Source organism: Streptomyces sp. NPDC006552, from assembly GCF_040611655.1.
GTDB lineage: Bacteria > Actinomycetota > Actinomycetes > Streptomycetales > Streptomycetaceae > Streptomyces.
On sequence record NZ_JBEXOS010000020.1, the window covers coordinates 1 to 24,206 of the forward strand.

At 71.5% G+C, this 24,206-nt stretch carries 17 protein-coding genes; 10 read left to right on the plus strand and 7 right to left on the minus strand.

Translation table 11 applies throughout. The annotated features are described in order from the left end of the window. Nucleotides 1-104: 104 nt before the first annotated feature. From ABZY33_RS14615 to ABZY33_RS14640, 6 genes are all read right to left on the minus strand, one after another. Nucleotides 105-1,943, minus strand: coding sequence for an exo-alpha-sialidase (locus ABZY33_RS14615; RefSeq protein WP_356491909.1), 1,839 nt, complete (start codon nucleotides 1,941-1,943; stop codon nucleotides 105-107). 266 nt (nucleotides 1,944-2,209) lie between these two features. Then, nucleotides 2,210-3,067, minus strand: coding sequence for a formate dehydrogenase accessory sulfurtransferase FdhD (gene fdhD / locus ABZY33_RS14620; RefSeq protein ID WP_356491910.1), 858 nt, complete (start codon nucleotides 3,065-3,067; stop codon nucleotides 2,210-2,212). A 7-nt stretch (nucleotides 3,068-3,074) separates the two neighbouring features. Further along, on the minus strand, nucleotides 3,075-3,935 hold the full coding sequence (locus tag ABZY33_RS14625; protein WP_356491911.1) for a 2Fe-2S iron-sulfur cluster-binding protein: 861 nt from the start codon (nucleotides 3,933-3,935) through the stop codon (nucleotides 3,075-3,077). Further along, nucleotides 3,932-5,767, minus strand: coding sequence for an NADH-ubiquinone oxidoreductase-F iron-sulfur binding region domain-containing protein (locus ABZY33_RS14630; RefSeq protein WP_356491912.1), 1,836 nt, complete (start codon nucleotides 5,765-5,767; stop codon nucleotides 3,932-3,934). The genes ABZY33_RS14625 and ABZY33_RS14630 overlap by 4 nt, the downstream gene beginning before the upstream one ends. Nucleotides 5,768-5,788: 21 nt before the next feature. Further along, complete coding sequence (locus ABZY33_RS14635) at nucleotides 5,789-7,729, minus strand: molybdopterin-dependent oxidoreductase (RefSeq protein ID WP_356491913.1); 1,941 nt, start codon at nucleotides 7,727-7,729, stop codon at nucleotides 5,789-5,791. Beyond that, nucleotides 7,726-8,706: a 2-dehydropantoate 2-reductase gene (locus ABZY33_RS14640; protein WP_356491914.1), complete on the minus strand. Its 981-nt coding sequence runs from the start codon at nucleotides 8,704-8,706 to the stop codon at nucleotides 7,726-7,728. Before ABZY33_RS14640 ends, ABZY33_RS14635 begins: the two co-directional genes overlap by 4 nt. A 186-nt stretch (nucleotides 8,707-8,892) precedes the next feature. Between ABZY33_RS14640 and ABZY33_RS14645 the strand changes: the two genes are divergently transcribed. From ABZY33_RS14645 to ABZY33_RS14655, 3 genes are all read left to right on the plus strand, one after another. After that, on the plus strand, nucleotides 8,893-10,242 hold the full coding sequence (locus tag ABZY33_RS14645; protein ID WP_356491915.1) for an OFA family MFS transporter: 1,350 nt from the start codon (nucleotides 8,893-8,895) through the stop codon (nucleotides 10,240-10,242). Between the two features lie 232 nt (nucleotides 10,243-10,474). Beyond that, nucleotides 10,475-11,422 carry a beta-ketoacyl-ACP synthase III gene (locus ABZY33_RS14650; RefSeq protein ID WP_356491916.1) on the plus strand — a complete coding sequence of 316 codons (948 nt, stop codon included), beginning with the start codon at nucleotides 10,475-10,477 and terminating at the stop codon, nucleotides 11,420-11,422. Nucleotides 11,423-11,603: 181 nt separating this feature from the next. After that, the gene (locus tag ABZY33_RS14655) at nucleotides 11,604-12,281 is read left to right on the plus strand and encodes a GntR family transcriptional regulator (RefSeq protein WP_356491917.1); all 678 of its coding nucleotides are present in this window, start codon (nucleotides 11,604-11,606) and stop codon (nucleotides 12,279-12,281) included. A 17-nt stretch (nucleotides 12,282-12,298) separates the two neighbouring features. On the opposite strand, the gene ABZY33_RS14660 is transcribed toward ABZY33_RS14655, so the two are convergent. After that, nucleotides 12,299-12,685: a hypothetical protein gene (locus ABZY33_RS14660; RefSeq protein ID WP_356491918.1), complete on the minus strand. Its 387-nt coding sequence runs from the start codon at nucleotides 12,683-12,685 to the stop codon at nucleotides 12,299-12,301. Between the two features lie 167 nt (nucleotides 12,686-12,852). Here ABZY33_RS14660 and ABZY33_RS14665 point away from each other — a divergent pair, with 167 nt between their 5' ends. The 7 genes from ABZY33_RS14665 (at nucleotide 12,853) to ABZY33_RS14695 (ending at nucleotide 24,141) form a co-directional block, all read left to right on the plus strand. Continuing rightward, nucleotides 12,853-14,034, plus strand: a complete 1,182-nt coding sequence (locus ABZY33_RS14665; protein ID WP_356491919.1) for an ROK family transcriptional regulator — start codon at nucleotides 12,853-12,855, stop codon at nucleotides 14,032-14,034. A gap of 124 nt (nucleotides 14,035-14,158) precedes the next feature. Beyond that, nucleotides 14,159-15,646, plus strand: coding sequence for a sugar ABC transporter ATP-binding protein (locus ABZY33_RS14670; protein ID WP_356491979.1), 1,488 nt, complete (start codon nucleotides 14,159-14,161; stop codon nucleotides 15,644-15,646). A gap of 145 nt (nucleotides 15,647-15,791) precedes the next feature. After that, a complete protein-coding gene (locus tag ABZY33_RS14675) occupies nucleotides 15,792-16,802 on the plus strand; it encodes an ABC transporter permease (protein WP_356491920.1) in 1,011 nt (336 codons plus the stop codon). A 63-nt stretch (nucleotides 16,803-16,865) separates the two neighbouring features. Next, on the plus strand, nucleotides 16,866-17,915 hold the full coding sequence (locus ABZY33_RS14680; RefSeq protein WP_356491921.1) for a substrate-binding domain-containing protein: 1,050 nt from the start codon (nucleotides 16,866-16,868) through the stop codon (nucleotides 17,913-17,915). A 139-nt stretch (nucleotides 17,916-18,054) separates the two neighbouring features. Then, entirely contained in the window at nucleotides 18,055-19,203 is a 1,149-nt protein-coding gene (locus ABZY33_RS14685; RefSeq protein WP_356491980.1) for a Gfo/Idh/MocA family oxidoreductase, read from the plus strand. 15 nt (nucleotides 19,204-19,218) lie between these two features. Next, nucleotides 19,219-20,217 (plus strand): sugar phosphate isomerase/epimerase family protein, encoded by a 999-nt coding sequence (locus tag ABZY33_RS14690; RefSeq protein WP_356491922.1) that lies wholly within the window; start codon nucleotides 19,219-19,221, stop codon nucleotides 20,215-20,217. 207 nt (nucleotides 20,218-20,424) lie between these two features. Next, complete coding sequence (locus tag ABZY33_RS14695) at nucleotides 20,425-24,141, plus strand: ThuA domain-containing protein (protein ID WP_356491923.1); 3,717 nt, start codon at nucleotides 20,425-20,427, stop codon at nucleotides 24,139-24,141. The last annotated feature ends 65 nt before the right edge of the window (nucleotides 24,142-24,206 follow it).

Genomic DNA, 24,206 nt, shown 5'->3' on the forward strand with positions numbered 1-24,206 from the left:
CTGTTCCTTATGGCGGCTGTTCTGGTGGCGATGGCGTGCGTGCGGGCGGACCGGGTCAGCGCGCTGCGCCGCCGCACCCACCCGTCCGGCGGCCCCCCGTGGTGCTAACCGCCGGGGTGCACCCGCTCCAGCGGCAGCCAGAACACGGACCGCCCCTGTGAGGTGACCCGCACCTCGTCAAGGGCCCCGGTGAGATACGCCCGGCTGTCCATCCGCTGCCCCACGTGCACCCCGAACGGCGAGTTCCGGCTCACCGAACCAGGCACGTCGGCCGCGGCCTTGACGACGGCGCCGTCGATGGCGAGGGTCACCTGCCCGTCGGCGCGCCGCAGTTCGAGCCGGTGCCAGGCGCCGTCGTTGTACGCCGAGGCGCTGCTGACCGAGACGGACCGGGGGGCGCCCGCGCCGTCCCGCACGGTGATCAACCCCGTGACGCGGCCGGACGCGGGCTCGCCCCGCACCCACACCTGCGGCTGCGTCGTCCCGGTGCCGCCCATCCACAAAAACGGCTGCTCGCCCGTGGCCGCGGTGTACCGGAACCGCAGCGAGGCCGTGAAGTCCTGCGTCCCCAGCGCCAGTTGCGGCCGGTACGGCAGCCGGACCGCGTCGTCCACCCCGTCGAACGACAGCGCCCGCCCGACCGCGCCGTCCGTCACCGACGCGCCGCCCAGGACGGCCGCGGGGCGCGCGCCCCAGGTCAGGTCGGTCGTCCGCGGATCGGCGCCGCGCCGCTCCTTGAGCCAGTCGAGCGTGAACCGGGCGAAGCGGATCTCGTCCCGCGCGTCGACCGCGCCGCCCTCGTACATCAGGCCCACGTGGTCCCGGTCGGCCTGCACCAGGTCCGAGTAGCCCGACCAGTCCCTGGTCACCACGGTGCTCCGGTCGAAGCTCTCCCAGGTGCGCCCGCCGTCGTAGGAGGACCTGATGGTCATGGTGCGCCTCCGGTCCGGGTCGCCGGGGCAGGCGAGCAGCAGCCGCCGCCCGCCCGGCCCGGCGGGCAGCACCGAGCACTGCACCTGGGGCGCGTACAGGTCCGGGAGCGCGGTGAAGGGTCCGGTGAACGACTCGCCGCCGTCCCGGCTCACCGCGTGTGTGCGGTGGCCGAGGTCGGTGCCGTCCTGTTCCCGCCCGCTGACGTAGACCGTGCCGTCGGGGCGCTCCGCGAGCGTCATCTCGGACGGCTTCTGACGGAACGTGCCGTCCTCCGCGATCGGCCACGTGTCCTTCGCGCCCGTCCGCCAGTGCGCGCCGTGATCGTCGCTGATCATCAGCGCGGCGTGGTTGGCGCTGATCCGGCTGCCGTTCCACGTCTCGGCGTTGACCGTGAAGACGAGGCGCCCGCGGTGGCGGCCCCGGGTGAGCTGGATGCCGTGCACCGGGCCGGTCGCGTACCAGGAGTTGAAGTCGGGGGGCAGCAGTTCGTCGCTGAGGTCGCGCGGCGCGGACCAGGTGCGGCCGTCGTCGTCGCTGTACTGGAGGTGCGGTGTGCGGTCACATGGTATGGCGCAGTTGCCGCCGTCGGTGCGGCCCGTGTTGTAGGTCTCCGCGAGGAGGATGCGGCCGGTGGTCCGGTCGACGACCGGTGCCGGGTTGCCGTGCGTGTCGCCGGCGCCCTCGTTGACGACCTGGAGCGGTGACCACGTCCGGCCGCCGTCCTCGGACCGCTTGACGACGAGGTCTATGTCACCGGCGTCCGAACAGTCCCTCGTGCGGCCCTCGGCGAAGGCCAGCAGGGTCCCCTTCACCGTCGCCACGACGGCGGGGATGCGGTAGCAGGCGTAACCGGGATCCTGGTCCGCCCTGAACAGCACCTGCTGTCCGAACGGCGGCGCGGTCTCCGCTGCGGTGGCGGCCTGCGCGGCCACCGGAGCGGGCAGTGCCGTGGCGACGGCCAGCGCCGCCACCACCGATCTCAGACGTGCGCGGACGGTTCTTCGTCGCATGGCGCGTCCCACCCTTCGGGTCATACGGACATCCGGACATCCCACGTCCAACGTATGCGCCACCGACGCTACTGGGGCCCTTCGCCACCCCACAAGAAGCGTGCATCAGGGGATCAGGGTCAGGGATCTGGGCCACCTGGCCCAGGCCGGGGTAGGGGAGCGGAACCGCGGCACACGCGTGCCGGCGGCAGGAGGGCCCGGCCGGCGCAGGGGGCGCTCCCCGCCGGTCCGGGCCCCCGCCGCCGTGCCGCGGGAGCGGGTACGGGTCAGCCGTGCCGCGGGGCCGTCGTCTCGGCCCGCAGCGCCACCCGGTGTTCGCCCGCGTACACGTTCATGGAGGAGCCCCGCAGGAAGCCGATCAGGGTCAGCCCCGTCTCGGCGGCCAGGTCGACGGCGAGCGAGGACGGCGCGGAGACCGCGGCCAGCACCGGGATGCCCGCCATGACGGCCTTCTGCGCCAGCTCGAACGAGGCCCGCCCGGACACCATGAGCACCGAGCGCGACAGCGGCAGGTCCCCGTTCTGCAGAGCGCGGCCGACGAGTTTGTCCACCGCGTTGTGCCGGCCCACGTCCTCCCGTATGTCGACGAGCCGCCCCTCCTCGTCGAAGAGGGCCGCCGCGTGCAGCCCGCCGGTCCGGTCGAAGACGCGCTGGTCCGCGCGGAGCCGGTCCGGCAGCGAGGCGAGCAGCTCCGGCGTGAGCCGGACCGGGGGAGTGTCGGCGAGGGGGAAGCGGGCCGTGGTGCGCACCGCGTCGAGGCTCGCCTTGCCGCACAGCCCGCAGGACGAGGTGGTGTAGACGTTGCGCTCCAGCGTGATGTCGGGCAGCACGACCCCGGGAGCCGTCCGCACGTCCACCACGTTGTACGTGTTCGAGCCGTCCTGCGTCGCCCCGGCGCAGTAGACGATGGACTGCAGCTCGTCGGCGCCGCCGAACACGCCCTCGCTGACGAGGAACCCCGCGGCGAGCGCGAAGTCGTCGCCGGGCGTGCGCATGGTGATGGCGAGCGGCTTGCCGTTCAGCCGGATCTCCAGCGGTTCCTCCGCGACGAGGGTGTCCGGCCGGACCGAGACGTGCCCGTCTCTGATCCGGATCACCTTGCGCCGTTCCGTGACTCGTCCCATGTCCTGATCAGTCCCGGTTCTGTACGTGCTGGTAGCCGAAACGGCCCTTGATGCAGAGGTTGCCGTGCGTCACCGGGTTGTCGTGCGGCGACGTGACCTTCACGATCTCATTGTCCTGCACGTGGAGCGTCAGGTTGCAGCCGACTCCGCAGTACGCGCACACCGTCACCGTCTCCTCCTGCGCCGACTCGTCCCAGGTGCCCGCGGCCCGCATGTCGTACTCCGACGTGAAGGACAGCGCGCCCGTCGGACACACCTCGATGCAGTTGCCGCAGTAGACACACGCCGAATCGGTCAGCGGCGCGTCGTGCTCGACGGCGATCCTGGCGTCGAAACCGCGCCCGGCGACCGCGATCGCGAAGGTGTTCTGCCACTGGTCGCCGCAGGCGTCGACGCACTTGTAGCAGAGGATGCACTTGTCGTAGTCCCGTACGTAGAGGTCGTTGTCGATCCTCGGCTCCTCGCCGAGCCGCTCCGCGTCCGGACCGAACCGGTCCGGCTTCGCCTCGTACTCCTTGAGCCAGGTGGCGAACCGCGGAGTGGTCGACATGTCGACCGAGGAGGCGAGGAGTTCCAGGACGACCTTGCGGCTGTGCCGGGCACGCTCGGTGTCCGTGCGCACCGCCATCCCCGGCTCGGCCGCGCGGGAGCACGCGGGCACGAGGGTCCGGGCCCCCTCCACCTCGACGACACACACCCGGCAGGCGTTCTTCGGTGTCAGGGTGTCCCCCTGGCACAGGGTCGGGATCTCCTTCCCCGCGGCGCGGCAGGCGTCGAGGACCGTCGCCCCCTCGGCGGCCCGCACCGGCTCCCCGTCGATCGTGAATTCCAGCAGGCGCCGGGGGATCCCCAGCTCGACAGCGGTCATGACGCGTACGCCCCCAGGCGGTCGATGGCGGACTCGATGGCGTTCCAGGCGGTCTGGCCGAGACCGCAGATCGAGGCGTCCCGCATGGTGCGCCCCACCTCGCGCAGCAGGGCGATGTCGTCGGCCGCGATGCCCCTCTTCTCGGCGATGCGGTGCAGCGCCTCCTGCTGGCGCACCGTGCCCACCCGGCACGGCACGCACTGCCCGCAGGACTCCTCGCGGAAGAACTGGGCGATGCGCAGCAGGACGCGCGGCAGCGGCAGCGCGTCGTCGAAGGCCATCACCACCCCGGAGCCGAGCGTGGTGCCGGCGGCCCGGGTTCCCTCGAAGGTGAGCGGGATGTCCAGCTCGTCGGGGCGGACGAAACCGCCCGCGGCGCCGCCGAGCAGGATCGCGCGGAGCGGTCCTGGGGTACCGGCGAGGGCTAGCAGGTCGCCGAGCGTCGCCCCGAAGGGCAGCTCGTAGACGCCGGGCCGCTCGACGGCGCCGGAGACGCAGAACAGCTTGGGCCCCGTCGACTGCCCGGTCCCGATCGCCGCGTACGCCTGCGCTCCCATGGTCAGGATCGGCAGGGCGTTGATGAGCGTCTCGACGTTGTTGGCGGCCGTCGGCTTGCCGAACAGGCCCTTCTCGACGGGAAAGGGCGGCTTGGAGCGCGGCTCGCCCCGGTACCCCTCGATGGAGTTGAACAGCGCGGTCTCCTCACCGCAGATGTAGGCGCCCGCGCCGCGCCGGATCTCGATGTCGAAGGAGAAGCCGTGGCCGAGGATGTCCGCGCCCAACAGCCCGCGCAGCCGCGCCTGTTCGAGGGCGTGGCTCATCCGGGCGAGGGCGCGCGGGTACTCGCCGCGCACATAGAGGTAGCCGTGCCGCGCGCCCGTGGCGTACGCCGCGATCGTCATCGCCTCGACGAGCGCGTACGGGTCGCCCTCCAGCACGACCCGGTCCTTGAAGGTGCCGGGCTCGGACTCGTCGGCGTTGCAGACGAGGTAGTGCGGCCCGTCCGGCTGCGCCGCGGTGGCCTGCCACTTGCGCCCCGTCGGGAACGCGGCCCCGCCGCGCCCCACCAGACCCGCGTCCGTCACCTCCCGGATGACGGCGGCGGGCCCGAGGGCGAAGGCGCGGCGCAGCGCGCTGTACCCGCCTTCGGCCCGGTAGTCGTCGAGGGAGGCGGGGTCGACCCGGCCGACGCGCTTGAGCAGCACGAGTCCGGGCTGCCCGGCTTGCGGCACGGCCGCCGAGGCGACAGCCTCAACCCCGCCCGCCCATTCCAGCTCCGCTGCCGGACGAGCGGCAGCGGGGTCCGGGGCGGAGCCCCGTGACAGTGCGACAGGCGCGGCGGAACCCGGCACACCGGCCTTCACCAGCAGCGCAGCCGGCGCCCGCTCACAAAGCCCCAGACACGGCGACTCGGCGACCTGCACATCGGGCCCGAGCCGCTCCCGCGCCGAGTCATACAGCCCGGGCCCCCCGACCCGCGCACACGCCAGATCCGTACACACATGAAGCACGGTCGGCGGTCGCTCCCGCACCGAGAACATGGAGTAGAACGTGGCCACCCCGTACGCCTCCGCGGGCGGCACGGTGAGCCGCCGGCACAGATAGTCCAGCGCACCGGGGCTGATCCACCCCACCCGGTCGTTGACGGCGTGCAGCCCCGGCAACAGCAGATCCCGCCGCTCACGGGCGGCCCGCCCACCCCGCGCCCACCGCAGATCCGCGTCGGAACGGTCGTCGGCCCCCTCCCACGCGGACTCCGGCGGCCCGAGCAGCGCGTCGACCGCCGCCCGCTCCTCGTCCGTCGGCCTGCTGTCACCGAAGCGCAGATCCACGGTCGCCCAGCCCCTCTCCGCTCACGCGGGCAGCTTCTCGATACGTATCGCCGACGCCTTGAACTCCGCCGTCCCCGCGATCGGGCAGTTCGCCTCGATCGTCAGCGCGTTGGTGTCCACCTCGTCGGGGAAGTGCATGGTCATGAAGGCGAGCCCGGGACGGAGCCCCGGATCGACCCAGACCGGCGCCGTCACCACGCCGCGCCGCGACGAGACCCGGACCTCCTCGCCGACGGCGACCCCGTACCGCTCGGCGTCCTCCGGGCACAGCTCGACGTACTCCCCGCGGCGCAGCGGCGAGGCGAACCCGCCGCTCTGCACCCCGGTGTTGTACGAGTCGAGCCGGCGCCCGGTCGTCAGCCGGATCGGATACGCCTCGTCGGTCAGGTCCACCGGCGGATCGTGCTCGACGAGCCCGAACGGGGCGAGCGGTCCGCGCCGCGCCGGGTCCGCGTCCCACAGCCGCCCGTGCAGGTACGAGGAGGGCAGCTCTTGCACGTCCGGACAGGGCCACTGGAGCCCCTGGTGCGCCGCGAGACGGTCGTACGTCATGCCGAAGTGGTCCGGTGACAGCGCCCGCAGCTCGTTCCAGACGGCCTCGGCGTCCGCGTACTTCCAGTCGTGGCCCAGGCGCGCGGCGAGGTCGCAGAGGATGGCGATGTCCTCGCGGGCCTCACCGGGCGGGGTGAGCGCGGCGCGCACGCGCTGGACGCGGCGCTCGCTGTTGGTGGTCGTGCCGTCGGTCTCCGCCCAGGCCGCGGTCGCGGGCAGCACCACGTCGGCCAGTTCGGCGGTCCGGGTCAGGAAGATGTCCTGCACCACGAGGTGGTCGAGGGCGGCGAGCCGGCGCACGGCCTGTTCGCTGTCGGCCTCGGACTGCGCGGGGTTCTCGCCGATGCAGTAGACGGCCCGCAGCCGCCCGTGCTCCATCGCCTCGAACATCTCGGTGAGGGTCATGCCGGGCCGCGGCTGGATCACCGTGTCCCACGCCCGCTCGAACTTGGTCCGGTGGCCGTCGTCGAGAAGGTCCTGGAAGCCGGGCAGCTTGTTGGGGATGGCGCCCATGTCGCCGCCGCCCTGCACGTTGTTCTGCCCGCGCAGCGGCTGCACCCCGGCGCCGTACCGGCCGACGTGGCCGGTGAGCAGCGACAGGTTGATCAGGGCGCGGACGTTGTCGGTGCCGTTGTGGTGCTCGGTGATCCCCAGCGTCCAGCACAGTTGCGCGCGTTCGGCCCGGGCGTAGGCGTGGGCGAGGTCGCGGATCGCGGCCGCCGGGACGCCGGTCACCTTCTCCGCCAGCGACAGGGTCCACGGTTCGACGAGCGCCCTGAACTCCGCGAAGCCCGTCGTCGCCCGCTCCACGAACGCCTTGTTGTACAGACCGGCCGCGATGATCTCCCGGGCGACCGCGTGCGCGAGCGGGATGTCGGTGCCGACGTTCAGGCCGAGCCAGCTCTCCGCCCACTCGGCGGTCGAGGTGCGGCGCGGGTCGACGGCGTACATCCGTGCCCCGTTCCTGATCCCCTTCAGTACGTGCTGGAAGAAGATCGGGTGCGCGAAGCGGGCGTTGGAGCCCCACATCACGATGAGGTCGGTGTGCTCGACCTCCTCGTACGAGGAGGTGCCGCCGCCCGAGCCGAACACCGCCGACAGACCGGCGACACTCGGCGCGTGGCACGTACGGTTGCAGGAGTCGACGTTGTTCGTGCCCATGACGACCCGGGTGAACTTCTGCGCCACGAAGTTCATCTCGTTGGTGGCGCGGGCGCAGGAGAGCATCGCGAAGGCGTCCGGGCCGTGCTCCGCTCGGGAGCGCCGGAAGCCGTCGGCGGCCAGGGTCAGAGCATCGTCCCAAGTCGCCTGTCTAAAAGGCGAGTTGCGGTCGCCGGGTGTCTCGCGCACCAGCGGGTGGGTGAGCCGGGTGTAGGTCTTCGGGGTGTTCTCGCGCCGTTTCTGCTTCATGCGGCGTCCCTCCTCATGCCGTGGGCGAGCAGATCCGCGAGGGCGTGCACGGTGCGCAGCGTGGGCACCTCGACGCCCGTGATCTCCGCCAGCTCCACCACGGCGGCCAGCAACACGTCCAGTTCCAGGGGCTTTCCGCGCTCCAGGTCCTGGAGGGTGGAGGTGCGGTGGTCGCCGACGCGTTCGGCGCCGGCCAGGCGGCGCTGGACGGAGATGTCCGGCGTGCAGCCGAGGGCCGCGGCGACCGCGAGCGTCTCGGTCATCATGATCTCGATGACCCGGCGCGTGCCGCCGTGCCGGCACATCTGCCGCATCGTGGCGCGGGCCAGGGCGCTGATCGGGTTGAAGGAGATGTTGCCGAGCAGTTTGATCCAGATGTCACGGCGCAGGTCCGGCTCGACGGGACACTTCAGGCCGCCCGCCCGCATCGCGTCGCTGAAGGCGGTGCAGCGCGCCGACACCGAGCGGTCCGGCTCCCCGACGGAGAACCGCGTCCCCTCCAGGTGGCGCACGACGCCCGGCGCCGCCAGCTCCGTCGCGGCGTAGACGACGCAGCCGACCGCCCGCCCGGGCGCGAGCACCGCGCTCACCGCCCCGGCCGGGTCGACGCTGTCGAGCCGGTGCCCGTCGTGCGGGCCGCCGTGCCCGTGGAAGTACCACCAGGGGATGCCGTTCTGCGCGGCGACCAGCGCGGTGCGCTCGTGCAGCAGGGGGGCGAGCAACGGCCCGCACGCCGCATAGGAGTTGGCCTTCAGGCCGAGGAACACGTAGTCGACGGGCCCGATCTCGGCCGGGTCGTCGGTGGCGTGGGCCCGCGCGGTGAAGTCGCCGCGGGGGCTGAGGACCTGGACACCGCCGCGCCTCATGGCCGCCAAGTGCGGTCCACGGGCGACGAGATGGACGTCGGCGCCCGCGCGGTGCAGCGCGGCTCCGACGTAGGCGCCGATCGCTCCGGCGCCGAGGACTGCGACCTTCACTGGCTGACTCCGTCCGGTCGAGGGCCCGGCTCCGCCCTGCTCACACGGCAGTGGCGGTCCGGAGAGAAGCGGAGACTGTCGATGGAATATTGTCTACAGTATGGAAGTTGGGGCGACAAGACTCCGCGCACCGGCTCGCGTCCCGCCTCTTCCCAACACCCCTGCCGCTGCCTACCGTTCCTGATCATGAGGCCCCCCGTCGCACCGACCGGCTGGAGCCGCTGGCTCGTTCCGCCCGCCGCCCTCTCGGTCCATCTCTCCATCGGCCAGGCGTACGCCTGGAGCGTCTTCAAACCACCCCTCGAATCCGCCCTCGGCCTGAGCGGCACCCAGAGCGCGCTGCCGTTCCAGCTCGGCATCGTGATGCTCGGCCTGTCCGCGGCGTTCGGCGGCACACTCGTCGAGCGCAACGGCCCGCGCTGGGCGATGACCGTCGCCCTCGTCTGCTTCTCCTCGGGCTTCCTGCTCTCCGCCCTCGGCGCCGTGACCGAGCAGTACTGGCTGATCGTCCTCGGCTACGGCTTCGTCGGCGGCATCGGCCTCGGTATCGGTTACATCTCCCCGGTCTCCACCCTGATCAAGTGGTTCCCCGACCGGCCCGGCATGGCCACCGGCATCGCGATCATGGGCTTCGGCGGCGGCGCGCTCATCGCGTCACCGTGGAGCGCGCAGATGCTGGAGTCCTTCGGCGCGGACAGCGGCGGCATCGCCGCGGCCTTCCTCGTGCACGGCCTCGTCTACGCGCTCTTCATGACGCTGGGCGTGGTCCTGGTACGAGTGCCGGGCAAGGAGGCCCGGCCAGGGGTACGGGGAACCGCGCAGACAGCAACCCCCACCGGCCCGCAGGTCTCGGCGGAACAAGCGATCCGTACACCCCAGTTCTGGTGCCTCTGGCTCGTCCTCTGCATGAACGTCACCGCGGGCATCGGCATCCTGGAAAAAGCCGCACCCATGATCACCGACTTCTTCCAGGACTCCAGCACGCCGGTGACGGCGAGCGCCGCGGCCGGCTTCGTCGCCCTGCTCTCCGCCGCGAACATGGCCGGCCGCATCGGCTGGTCCTCCGCCTCCGACCTCGTCGGCCGCAAGAACGTCTACCGCCTCTACCTGGGCGCGGGCGCGGTGATGTACCTCCTCATCGCCCTGTACGGCGACGCCTCCAAGCCGCTGTTCGTCCTGTGCGCGCTGGTGATCCTCTCCTTCTACGGAGGCGGCTTCGCGACGGCCCCCGCGTACCTGAAGGACCTCTTCGGCACCTACCAGGTGGGCGCCATCCACGGCCGGCTGCTCACCGCCTGGTCCCTGGCCGGCGTCCTCGGCCCGCTCATCGTCAACTGGGTCTCCGACAGCCAGGAGGACGCCGGCAAGCACGGCCCCGCCCTCTACGGCCTGTCGTTCACGATCATGATCGGCCTGCTGGTCGTCGGCTTCGTCGCCAACGAACTCATCCGGCCCGTCCACGCCCGCCACCACGTCCCCGCCCCCAGGGAGCCCGCCGATGACACCGCCGACCGCGACCACCAGCAGCCCGCCTAATCGCCGGGGCCTGATCGCCCTCGCCTGGCTGTGGGTGGGAGCGCCGCTCGCCTACGGGCTGTACGAACTGGTGCAAAAGGCCACGCAGCTGTTCACGGGCTGATCGGTCGGAAGTCTCCAACCGATCCACCACAATCCTGTTGCATACGTCACCTCGTACTCACCGGTCGCTGAGCAGACTGGTACGTCCGCGGCTCACACGGGGGCGGCCCAGCACTACGAGGGGACCACCATGAACGGTTCACGCATCGTCGGCATCGGTCACTACCAGCCCGCCCGGGTCCTCACCAACGAGGACCTGGCGGGCATGGTCGACACCGACGACGAGTGGATCCGCTCCCGGGTCGGCATCCGCACCCGCCACCTCGCGGGCCCCGACGAACCGGTCGACGAGCTCGCCGCGCACGCCGCCGCCAAGGCGCTGGCCGCCGCGGGACTCACCCCCGGCGCCATCGACCTGGTCGTCGTCGCCACCTCCACCGCCGTCGACCGCTCGCCGAACATGGCGGCCCGCGTCGCCCACCGGCTCGGCGTCCCCGCCCCGGCCGCGCTCGACCTGAACGTGGTCTGCGCCGGCTTCACCCACGCCCTCGCCACCGCCGACCACACACTGCGCGCCGGGGCGGCCACCCGCGCCCTGGTCATCGGCGCCGACAAGATGTCGGCCGTCACCGACTGGAGCGACCGCACCACCTGCGTCCTGGTCGGCGACGGCGCGGGCGCGGTCGTCATCGAGCCCTGCGCCGACGGCGAGGAGCCCGGTGTCGGCCCCGTCCTGTGGGGCTCGGTCCCCGAGATGGGCAACGCCGTACGGATCGAGGGCGAACCCGCGCGCTTCGCGCAGGAGGGCCAGTCCGTCTACCGCTGGGCGACCCGGCAGCTGCCGCCGCTCGCCCGCGCGGCCTGCGAACGCTCCGGCCTCACCCCGGCCGACCTCGCCGCGGTCGTTCTGCACCAGGCCAACCTGCGGATCATCGAACCCCTCGCGGAGAAGATCGGCGCCGTCAACGCGGTGGTGGCCAAGGACGTCGTCGACTCCGGCAACACCTCCGCCGCCAGCATCCCGATGGCGCTGTCCAAGCTGATCGAGCGGGGCGAAGTGGCCAGCGGGGCGCCCGCCCTCCTCTTCGGCTTCGGCGGGAATCTCTCCTACGCGGGCCAGGTCGTGCGCTGTCCGTGACCGGTGGCCGCGGGATGTGACGAGGCCAACTGCCCCTGGTGGTGGCGATTGTGCTCGGTAAACTGTATTCCAAAGACAATCGAGTGTTCCGCCCCGGGCCGGCGCCGTACGGTCCGCGGACACTGGATCCGCCACCGGAACCGGCTTGCCGGCTGCTCCGAAGCCCAGGAGGGGGACCGCGATGTTGTCCACAGGACTGCCGCAGGGGGCGGTGCCCAAGCTGGAGCGCCCCGGCCCGCTGCGCGAGCGGGTCTACGAGGCGCTGCTCGGTCTCATCACGACCCGCGCCCTCCAGCCCGGCCAGCACCTCGTCGAGAGCGAGCTGGCCGGCCACCTCGGGGTCTCGCGCCAGCCGGTCCGCGAGGCGTTGCAGCGGCTGAACACCGAGGGCTGGGTCGATCTGCGCCCGGCCCAGGGCGCGTTCGTGCACGAGCCGACGGAGGAGGAGGCCGACCAGCTCCTCACCGTCCGTACGTTGCTGGAGGCCGAGGCGGCCCGGCTCGCCGCGGCCAACGCGGGCACAACCGGCATCGCCGCCCTGGAGACGCTCTGCGCCCGGGGCGAGCAGGCCGTCGCCGACGGGGACGTGGACCTGGTCGTGGCGACGAACGCCGAGTTCCACGCCACCGTCATGGAACTCGCGGGCAACGTGGTCCTCGCCGAACTGGCCGGCCAGGTCGACGCCCGCGTCCGCTGGTACTACCAGCCCGTCGCCCGCCAGCGCGGCAAGCAGTCCTGGATCGAGCACCGCGCACTCATCGCGGCGATCTCGGCCCGCGACGAGGCCCGGGCGACCGCGGTGATGCGCGCGCACACGGAGCACACCCGCGAGACGTACCACCACCGCGACCAGGACTGAGGTCCCCTCCGGGCGGATCAGGCGGCGTCGCGCCGCGATCCGCCGGACGGCTCCTGAGCCGCCCGCTCCCGGCGCGCCTTGACCGCGAGCATCGCCACCAGGATCAGAACCAGGGCCAGGAGCTGGGCCGGCGCGGAGACGTGGATGCCGAGCAGCGCCGTCGCGAGCACCACCGGCACCGCGAGCGCCCGGAACCGCACCGGGAACAGGCGCATGACCGCCCGGAACGCCACATCGCCCGCCAAAAACAGCGCGATCCCGCCCGCGAGCGCCAGCGCGGGCCCGGTGTGCAGGTGCTCGCCGATGTGCCGAGCGCCTTCTTGATCCCGGCGGCGAGGAACGCCACGCCGGCCCCGGGGGCTGTGCCGCACTCCGACCTTTGTCCTGTGGCTGGAGAAAGTCATGGGTAATTCCTGCGTAACTTCTTCCCACACCCGGCAGGCACTGCTACGTTCCCCATCGAAAGAAGGAGTGGCCGAAAGCATCACGGTCACGAACCGACCGACGGCACCGACAGGGGAGCGGTCGGTCCACCGGAGCCCGAAGAGGCGGGGAGGGGCACGTGAGACGCATGACGGCACGACCCGCCAACGCGCACCAGGCGCGGTTGCTGCGACTGCTGCGCGACGGAGGCCCCAACTCACGGGCCCAGCTGGGCGACCAGATCGACCTGTCGCGCTCCAAGCTGGCCGTCGAGGTGGACCGCCTGCTGGAGACCGGACTCGTGGTCGCCGACGGACTCGCCGCCTCGCGCGGCGGCCGCCGCTCCCACAACATCCGGCTCGCCCCCGAACTGCGCTTCCTCGGCGTCGACATCGGCGCGACCTCGGTCGACGTCGCCGTCACCAACGCCGAACTGGAGGTGCTCGGGCACATTACCCAGCCCATGGACGTACGCGAGGGCCCTGTCGCGGTCTTCGAGCAAGTACTCGCCATGGCCGCGAAGTTGCGGGCGTCCGGACTGGCCGAGGGGTTCGACGGGGCGGGCATCGGCGTACCCGGTCCCGTCCGCTTCCCCGAGGGCGTCCCGGTCGCCCCGCCGATCATGCCCGGCTGGGACGGCTTCCCGGTCCGCGAGGCACTCAGCCAGGAACTGGGCTGCCCGGTCATGGTCGACAACGACGTGAACCTGATGGCCGTGGGGGAGCAGCACGCGGGCGTCGCCCGCTCCGCGCGCGACTTCCTCTGCGTCAAGATCGGCACCGGCATCGGCTGCGGCATCGTCGTCGGCGGCGAGGTCTACCGCGGCACGACCGGATCGGCCGGCGACATCGGACACATCCAGGTCGAGCCCGACGGCAGGCAGTGCGCCTGCGGCAACAGGGGCTGCCTGGAGGCCTACTTCAGCGGCGCGGCGCTCGCCCGCGACGCCGAGGAGGCCGCCCGTGACGGGCGCTCGCCCGAGTTGGCCGGACGCCTGGAGGCGGCCGGGAAGCTCAGCGCCGCCGACGTCGCGGTGGCCGCCGCCGCCGGGGACGGCACCTCCCTCGACCTCATCCGCGACGGCGGCAACCGCACCGGCCAGGTCATCGCCTCGCTCGTCAGCTTCTTCAACCCGGGCCTGGTCGTGATCGGCGGCGGAGTCACCGGTCTCGGCCACACCCTCCTCGCCGCCCTGCGCACCCAGGTCTACCGCCAGTCGCTGCCCCTGGCGACCGGCAACCTGCCCATCGTCCTGGGCGAGCTGGGCCCCACCGCCGGAGTCATCGGCGGCGCCCGCCTGATCAGCGACCACCTGTTCTCACCCGCGTAGCCCACCCGGCTCCACCGCCTCACCCAGCACAGCGCCCTGCTCTGCCCTGCCCTGAAACCGGCCCGCACCCGCTGCTAGGGGAACCGCCATGGCACTTTCGGCACCAGAACCACCGCTGCTCACCATGTACGGCATCACCAAATCGTTCCCCGGCGTCCGCGCCCTCGACGGGGTGGACCTGGAGGTCGAGGCCGGCGAGGTGCACTGCCTGCTCGGCCAGAACGGCGCGGGGAAGTCCACCCTCATCAAGGTCCTCGCCGGCGCCCACCAGCCCGACGAGGGCACCATCACCTGGCGCGGCGAGACGGCCTCCCTGCGCTCGCCGATCGCCGCGATGCGCCTCGGCATCGCCACCATCTACCAGGAACTCGACCTGGTCGAGGGGCTGTCGGTGGCGGAGAACGTCTTCCTCGGCCACGAGCCGACCTCGGCCGGATTCGTGGTCAGGGGACGGGACGCGAAAGCGGCCACCGCCGCCCTGCTCAAACGGCTCGGGCACGGCGAGATCGCCCCCGGCACCCTGGTGGGCGACCTCTCCGCGGCCGGACAGCAGATCGTCTCGATGGCCCGCGCGCTCTCCCACGACGTCCGGCTCATCGTCATGGACGAACCCTCCGCGGCGCTCGACCCGGACGAGGTCGACAACCTCTTCCGGATCGTCGCGAGCCTCACCGCCGACGGCGTGGCGGTCGTCTACATCTCGCACCGCCTGGAGGAGATCCGCCGCATCGGCGACCGGGTCACCGTCCTCAAGGACGGCCGCGCCGTCGCCGGTGGACTGCCCGCCAAGGGCACCCCGACCCGCGACGTGGTGGCGCTGATGACGGGCCGTAACGTCGAGTACGTCTTCCCCGACCGGCCCGGCACCGCCGCGACCGCCGAACCGGTCCTGCGCGTGCGCGACCTCTCCCGCGCCGGCGAGTTCGCGCCACTCGACCTCGATGTGCGGCCCGGCGAGATCGTCGGCCTCGCCGGACTGGTCGGCTCGGGCCGCTCCGAGATCCTGGAGACGATCTACGGCGCCCGCAAGGCGACGACCGGGCAGGTCAGCGTCGATGGCCGGACGCTGCGGCCGGGCAGCGTGCGCGCGGCGGTCCGCGCGGGCCTCGGCCTCGCGCCCGAGGAGCGCAAGGCCCAGGGCCTGCTGATGCTGGAATCCGTCACCCGCAACGTCTCCGTCTCCTCCATGTCCCGCTTCTCGTACGGGGGCTGGGTGGACCGCGGCCGCGAGAACAATGCCGCGCACCAGGCCATCCGCGAGCTGTCGCTGCGCCCGGACAACCCGTCCGTCCCCGTCCGCACCCTCTCCGGCGGCAACCAGCAGAAGGCCGTACTCGCCCGCTGGCTGCTGCGCGGCTGCAAGGTCCTGCTCCTGGACGAACCGACCCGCGGCGTCGACGTCGGCGCCCGCGCCGAGCTCTACGCGGTCATCCGCCGCCTCGCCGACGACGGCCTCGCCGTCCTGCTGGTCTCCAGCGAGGTCCCCGAGGTCCTGGGCCTCGCCGACCGCGTCCTGGTCCTGCGGGAGGGCAGCGTCGTGCACGAGGCCCCCGCGACGGACCTCACGGAACACCGGGTCCTGGACCTGGTCATGGAAGGCACCCCGGCATGAGCGACCCCGCCAGGGGCGCGGGGAACGGCGCGAGCAGCCACGTACGACGCGCACGCGACGAGAAGCATCCGCCCCACGGCGAGTGGCACACCCGCACACCGCCCCTGCCGCTCCGACACCCCCGACCAGAAGGGACCCCGGCGTCATGACGCAGCCCGCCACTCCCACCCGCCCGGCGGAGCCCAAGCGCGCCGCGGCCCCCAGCCCCGTCAAGGCCGTCCGCCTGGACCTCCGTACGCTCTCCCTGCTCGGTGTCCTCGCCGCACTCGTCGTGGTCGGCGGCATCACCCAGCCGGACTCCTTCCTGGACACCGACAACGTCCAGCTGATCCTGACCCAGGCCTCCGTCATCGGCGTGGTCACCGTCGGCATGACCTTCGTGATCATCTCCGGCGGCATCGACCTCTCCGTCGGCGCGATCGTCGCGCTGGCCAGCTGCTGGGCGACGACGGTCGCCACCCAGGAGTACGGGTTCATCGGCATCCTGTTCACCGCCCTCGTCGTCGGCGTGGGCTGCGGCCTCGTCAACGGCGTCCTCATCGCGTACGGCGGCATGGTCCCCTTCATCGCCACCCTCGCCATGCTCGCCTCGGGCCGTGGTCTCGCCCTGCAGATCACCGACGGCAAGACCCAAGTCGTCGACGTGGACAGCGTGTTGAAGCTGGGCGAGCGGGACTCGTACATTCTCGGCATCCCGCCGCTGGTCCTCGTCTTCGCCGCCGTCACGGTCATCGGCTGGCTGGTCCTCAACCGCACCACGTTCGGCCGCCGCTCGGTGGCGGTCGGCGGCAACGCGGAGGCCGCCAGGCTCGCCGGCATCGACGTGCGCCGCCAGCGGCTCTACCTCTACCTGCTCTCCGGCCTGTGCTGCGGCATCGCCGCGTTCCTGCTGATCGTGCTGGCCGGCTCGGGACAGAACACCAACGGCAACCTGTACGAACTCGACGCCATCGCCGCCGCCATCATCGGCGGCACCCTGCTCACCGGCGGTCGCGGCACCATCGTCGGCTCCGTCCTCGGTGTCCTGATCTTCACCACGATCACCAACATCTTCGCGCTGAACAACCTCCAGAGCGACGTCCAGGAGATCGCCAAGGGCGCGATCATCGTCGCCGCGGTCCTGGTCCAGCGACGTACGGCGAGCGCGCACACCTGACCCACACTCCTGACCTGCTCACGCTCCGCTCAGCTCCGTTCAGCCCCGGGAAGGGACGACCCCATGCCAGAGACCACGAGCCGCAGAGGACTCCTGTTCGGCGCGGCGGCAGCCGTCACCGCAGGCGGCCTGCTCACGGCCTGCACCAGCAACGAGCCCAGCGACAAGGACGACAGCAGCAAGGCCGCCGACCAGCCGGCCGCCGACGACAAGCCCGGCAAGCAGGTCACCATCGGCTTCGCGGGACCGCAGGCCGACCACGGCTGGCTCAACGCCATCAACGAGAACGCCAAGGAGCGGGCCAAGAAGTACTCCGACGTCACCCTCGAAGCCACCGAGGGCTCGAACGACACCGCCGCCCAGATCGGCCAGGTCGAGACGCTCATCAACAAGAAGGTCGACGTCCTCGTCGTGCTGCCCGCCGACGGCAAGGCGCTGACCCAGGTCGGGCTCAAGGCCATGCGCGCCGGCATCCCCGTCGTCAACCTCGACCGCATCTTCAACACCCCGCAGGCGTACCGCTGCTGGGTCGGCGGCGACAATTACGGCATGGGCCTGAGCGCCGGCAACTACATCGGCGAGAAGCTCAAGGACAAGAAGAACGCGAAGGTCATCGAGCTGGCCGGCATCGACAATCTCGAACTCACCAAACAGCGCACCCAGGGTTTCGACGACGCACTGAAGAACTATCCGAACATCGAGAAGGTCGCCCGCCAGGCCGCCGACTTCACCGTCGAGTCCGGCCAGGCCAAGATGGCCCAGCTCCTCCAGGCGCAGAAGAGCTTCGACGCCATGTGGAACCACGACGACGACCAGGGCGTCGGCGCGCTGCGCGCCATCAAGCAGGCGGGCCGCGACGGCTTCCTGATGGTCGGCGGCGCGGGCGCCCTCTCCGCCATGCAGGCCATCCAGGCCGGCGACAGCGTCCTGCGGGCCACCGTCCTGTACCCGCCCACCATGGCCGCCTCCGCCATCGACCTGGCCCGCGCGCTCGGCCAGGGCAAGGGCATCAGCGGCATGGCCGAGTTCGAGATCCCCGCCCACGTGACCCTCTTCTCCGCGGTCGTCGACAAGGACAACGTCGACAAGTACCTGCCGACCGGCTTCAAGTGACCGGCGCCGGTACGAGGCATCGGGCGATCACCGCGTGGACGAGGAGGACCTCCGCATGGCAGGCAGCAGCACGGGTACGACGGCTCGGGTTACGGGCGGCGACGGCGAGAAAGAGGTGAAGCCGGTCCTGGGGGTCGGCATGGTCGGCTACGCGTTCATGGGCGCCGCCCACTCCCAGGGGTGGCGCACCGCGGGCCGGGCCTTCGACCTGCCGCTCACCCCCCGGCTCGCCGCGGTCTGCGGCCGGGACGGCGCGGCGGTGCGCGCCGCGGCCGACCGGCTCGGCTGGGCCGCCGCCGAGACGGACTGGCGGGCGCTGATCGAGCGGGACGACGTCGACCTCGTCGACATCTGCACACCCGGCGACAGCCACGCCGAGATCGCCGTCGCGGCGCTCGAAGCGGGCAAGCACGTGCTGTGCGAGAAACCCCTCGCCAATTCCGTCGAGGAGGCGGAGGCGATGACCGAGGTGGCCGAACTGGCCGCCGCCCGCGGCCAGGTGGCGATGACGGGCTTCAACTACCGCCGCGTGCCCGCCATCGCCCTCGCCCGCCGCATGATCGCCGACGGCCGCGTCGGCACCCTGCGCCACGTGCGCGTCAGCTACCTCCAGGACTGGCTCGTCGACCCCGCGTTCCCGCTGACCTGGCGGCTGCAGAAGGCCTACGCGGGCTCGGGCGCCCTCGGCGATCTGGGCGCGCACGCCGTCGACCTCGCCCAGTACCTGGCCGGCGAACCGATGGCGGGCGTCTCCGCGCTCACCGAGACCTTCGTCCGCGAGCGCCCTCTCCTCGCGGGGGCGTCGGCCGGACTCACCGGCACCGGGGGAGGGGAATCCGGCCCGGTCACCGTCGACGACGCGGCCGTCTTCACCGGGCGCTTCTCCTCCGGCGCCCTCGCCTCCTTCGAGGCGACGCGCTTCGCGACCGGCCGCAAGAACGCCCTGAAAGTCGAACTCAACGGCGAGCGCGGCTCGCTCGCCTTCGACCTGGAGCGGTTGAACGAACTCTTCTTCCACGACCAGACCGAACCCGGCGTCAGCGCCGGCTTCCGCCGCATCCTCGTCACCGAACCCGACCACCCCTACCTGGAGGGCTGGTGGCCGCCGGGCCACGGCCTCGGCTACGAGCACACCTTCGTCCACCAGGCCCGCGACCTGGTCCACGCCATCGCCGAAGGCATCGCGCCCGCGCCGTCGTTCGCCGACGGCCTCCAGGTCCAGCGCGTCCTCGCGGCGGTCGAGGAGAGCGCGGCGAAGAACTCCGTGTACACCCCTGTCCCGGCCTGAAGGAGGCTTGCGACCGTGCCACGCCAGTTCACCCTGTTCACCGGTCAATGGGCGGATCTCCCGCTCGAAGAGGTCTGCCGCCTGGCCCGCGACTTCGGCTACGACGGCCTCGAACTCGCCTGCTGGGGCGACCACTTCGAGGTCGACAAGGCGCTCGCCGACCCCGACTACGTCAAGGGCCGCCACGCACTGCTCGACCGCTACGGCCTCAAGTGCTGGGCGATCTCCAACCACCTGGTCGGCCAGGCCGTCTGCGACGCCATCATCGACGAACGCCACCAGGCGATCCTGCCCGCCCGGATCTGGGGCGACGGCGAGGGCGAGGGCGTCCGGCAGCGCGCCGCCGCCGAGATCAAGGACACGGCGCGCGCGGCCGCCGCCTTCGGCGTCGACACCGTCATCGGCTTCACCGGCTCCTCGATCTGGCACCTGGTCGCCATGTTCCCGCCGGCGCCCGAGGCGATGATCGAGCGCGGCTACGAGGACTTCGCCGCGCGCTGGAACCCGATCCTCGACGTCTTCGACGCGGAGGGCGTGCGCTTCGCCCACGAGGTGCACCCCAGCGAGATCGCGTACGACTACTGGACGACGCACAAGGCGCTGGAGGCGGTCGGCCACCGGCCCGCGTTCGGGCTCAACTTCGATCCGTCGCACTTCGTGTGGCAGGACCTCGACCCGGTCGGGTTCCTGTGGGACTTCCGCGACCGGATCTACCACGTCGACTGCAAGGAGGCCCGGCGCCGCCTCGACGGGCGCAACGGGCGGCTCGGCTCCCACCTGCCGTGGGGCGACCCGCGCCGCGGCTGGGACTTCGTCTCCGCGGGCCACGGCGACGTGCCCTGGGAAGACGTCTTCCGGATGCTCCGCTCGATCGACTACCAGGGGCCGGTCTCGGTGGAGTGGGAGGACGCCGGCATGGACCGGCTCCAGGGCGCTCCCGAGGCGTTGAGCCACCTGCGCAAGCTCGACTTCGAGCCGCCGACCGCCTCCTTCGACGCCGCGTTCAACAGCTGATTGCGGCGCACCTGTCCGGCGGGCCGAACGCCTTTGTCCTGCACTAGGAAAAAGCTCAACCAGTTGTGACGCAAGGGCTGTTCGGCCCGGACAAACGGAGTTAACGTCCCTGTCACACACGCCTCCGGGGTGACGGCGCACCCCGGCGCCCGCACCGCACGTCTTCGCATCCATTCCGTACGGCCCACCCGTTCCCGGAGGGACTTCGTGCACAGAAGCAGCAGCAGAACCAGCACCACCAGGCGCTCCAGACTCCGCACCACGCTCGCCCTGCTCACCGGCTCGGTGCTGGTCGGCTCCTCGCTCGCCCTGGTGCCCGCCACCGCCAGCGCGCACCCCGACCCCGAGCCGGCCGCCGACTCCGACTTCCAGCAGGTCACCCTCGCCAAGGGCGCGGACGAGACCGGCGAACCGATGTCCCTGGCCGTCCTGCCGGACCGCAGCGTCCTGCACACCGCCCGCGACGGCACACTGCGGCTGACCGACGCGGGCGGCTCCACCTCCGTCGCCGGCAAGCTCGACGTGTACGACCACGACGAGGAAGGCCTTCAGGGCGTCGGCATCGACCCCGGCTTCAAGGACAACCGGTTCATCTACCTCTACTACGCGCCGCCGCTGAACACCCCGGCCGGCGACGCCCCGGAGAACGGCACCGCCGCCGACTTCGCCAAGTTCGACGGCGTGAACCGGCTCGCCCGCTTCGTCCTCAAGGAGGACGGCACCCTCGACAAGGCCAGCGAGAAGAACGTCCTGGAGGTCAAGACCTCCCGCGGCACCTGCTGCCACGTCGGCGGTGACATCGACTTCGACGCCGACGGCAACCTGTACCTGTCGACGGGCGACGACACCAACCCCTTCGCCTCCGACGGCTACAGCCCCCTCGACGAGCGCGCCGACCGCAACCCCGCCTTCGACGCGCAGCGCAGCGCCGGCAACAGCAACGACCTGCGCGGCAAGGTCCTGCGCATCAAGGTCAAGGCGGACGGCAGCTACGACATCCCCGAGGGCAACCTCTTCGCCCCGGGCACCGAGAAGACCCGCCCCGAGATCTATGCGATGGGCTTCCGCAACCCGTTCCGCATCAGCGTCGACAAGCCCACCGGCACCGTCTACGTCGGTGACTACGGGCCGGACGCCGGCGCCGCCGATCCCAAGCGGGGACCGGCCGGACAGGTCGAGTTCGCCAAGATCACCAAGGCGGGCAACTTCGGCTGGCCGTACTGCACGGGCAACAACGACCCGTACGTGGACTACGACTTCGCCACCAAGGCCTCCGGCGCCACCTACGACTGCAACGCGCCGAAGAACACCTCCCCGAACAACACCGGCATCACCGACCTGCCGCCGGCGCAGGCCGCCTGGATCCCGTACGACAACGCCTCCGTGCCCGAGTTCGGCTCCGGCTCCGAGTCGCCCATGGCGGGCCCGGTCTACCGCTACGACGCGAACCTCGACTCCCCGGTGAAGTTCCCCGAGGAGTACGACGGCGACTTCTTCGCCACGGAGTTCGGCCGCCAGTGGATCAAGCGGATCGAGCAGGACGGCTCCGGGAACGCCTCGAAGATCAACGACTTCCCGTGGTCCGGCACCCAGGTCATGGACAGCGCCTTCGGCCCCGACGGCGCCCTGTACGTCCTCGACTACGGGCTCTCCTGGTTCGGCGGCGACGAGCACTCGGCGCTGTACCGCATCGAGAACGCCACCGGCGGCCACTCGCCGATCATCGAGGCCACGGCCTCCAAGACCTCCGGCCAGTCGCCGCTGCGGACGAAGTTCACCGCGACAGGCACCGACGCCGACTCCGACCCGATCACCTACAGCTGGGACTTCGGCGACGGCACCAAGGGCACCGGCGCCACCCCCAGCCACACGTACCGCAAGGACGGCACCTACGTGGTGACGGTCACGGGTGACGACGGCACGGGCCGCACCGGCTCCGCCAACGTCCGCGTCGTCGTCGGCAACACCGCCCCGACCGTGACGTTCCAGAACCCCGCCAACGGCGCGCTGTTCAAGTTCGGCGACACGATCCCCTTCAAGGTCGCGGTCAGCGACCCGGAGGACGGGACGATCGACTGCTCCAAGGTCACCGTGCGCTACCTCCTCGGCCACGACAACCACGCCCACGCCATCACCTCGGCCAACGGCTGCGAAGGCACCATCACCGCGCCCGCTGACGCCGAGCACGACCCGAACGCCAACATCTACGGCGTGCTCGACGCCGAGTACACCGACGGCGGCGGAGGCGGCCAGGCCGCCCTCACCAGCCACGACCAGGTGCAGCTCCAGCCGCGCCACCGCCAGGCCGAGCACTACACCACGCAGCAGGGCACCACGCCGCAGAACAAGACCCAGGCCAACGGCGGCCGGACCGTCGGCGACATCAACGACGGCGACTGGATCTCCTTCACCCCCTACAACCTCACCGGGGCCAGGAAGCTCACCGCCCGGATCTCCTCCGGCGGCGCGGGCGGCTTCCTGGAGGTGCGCACCGGATCGGCGACCGGCACCCTGCTGGGCTCCGCCCCGGTCCCCGTCACCGGCGGCTGGGAGACCTTCCAGAACGTCGACGTCCCCCTGAAGAACGTCCCCAAGAAGACGACCGGCCTGTACCTCGTCTTCAAGGGCGGCGACGGCGCCCTCTACGACCTCGACGACTTCGAGATCTCCGACGACGCCCCGGTCAAGGGCGCCAAGCGGGTCCTCGTCTTCTCCAAGACGGCCGGCTTCCGCCACGACGCGATCCCCGAGGGCGTCGCGGCCCTGAAGGAACTCGGCGCGGGCAGCAACATCACGGTCGACGCCACCGAGTCCGCCGCCCAGTTCACCACCAACAACCTCGCCCGCTACGACGCGGTCGTCTTCCTGTCGACCACGGGTGACGTCCTCGACGCCACCCAGCAGAAGGCCTTCGAGGAGTACATCGCCAAGGGCGGCGGTTACATGGGGGTCCACGCCGCCGCCGACACCGAGTACGACTGGTCGTACTACGGCGGCCTCGTCGGCGCCTACTTCGACTCGCACCCGGCCATCCAGAAGGCCACCGTGCGGATCGAGGACCACGCCAACCCGGCCACCGCCCACCTCGGCCAGGCCTGGGAGCGCACCGACGAGCTGTACAACTACCGCACCAACCCGCGCGACAAGGTCCACGTCCTCGCCACCCTCGACGAGACGACCTACGAGGGCGGAAACATGAAGGGCGACCACCCGATCGCCTGGTGCCAGAGCTACGGCGGCGGCCGCTCCTTCTACACCGGCCTCGGCCACACCAAGGAGTCCTACGCCGACGACGCCTACCGCGCCCACCTGCTCGGCGGCCTGAAGTACGCCACCGGCCAGGCCAAGGCCGACTGCAAGCCGGACAAGGACTACCGGCCGATCTTCAACGGCCAGTCCCTCGCCGGCTGGAAGCAGGCCGGACCCGGAAAGTTCAACGTCAAGGACGGCACCCTGGAGTCCGAGGGCGGCATGGGCCTGCTCTGGTACCAGGCCAAGGAGCTTAAGTCGTACTCGCTCAAGCTCGACTGGAAGATGCAGGGCGACGACAACTCCGGCGTCTTCGTGGGCTTCCCCGCCTCCGACGACCCCTGGTCCGCGGTGGACAAGGGCTACGAGGTCCAGATCGACGCCACCGACGCCCCGGACCGCACCACGGGCTCGATCTACACGTTCAAGGCGGCCAACACCAAGGCCCGTGACCAGGTCCTGCGCCCGCCGGGCCAGTGGAACTCCTACGAGATCAAGGTCCAGGGCGAACGCCTCCAGCTGTTCCTCAACGGAGTCAAGATCAACGACTTCACCAACAAGGACCCGGAGCGCAGCCTGACCGACGGCTACATCGGCATCCAGAACCACGGCGCCGACGACCAGGTCTCCTACCGCAACATCCAGCTCAAGGAACTGCCCACCACGGGCGACTAGAACGGCGGCGGGCGGAGGACGCCGGACCTCCGCCCGCCGTCCCACCCGGCCCGCTCCGGCGCCGC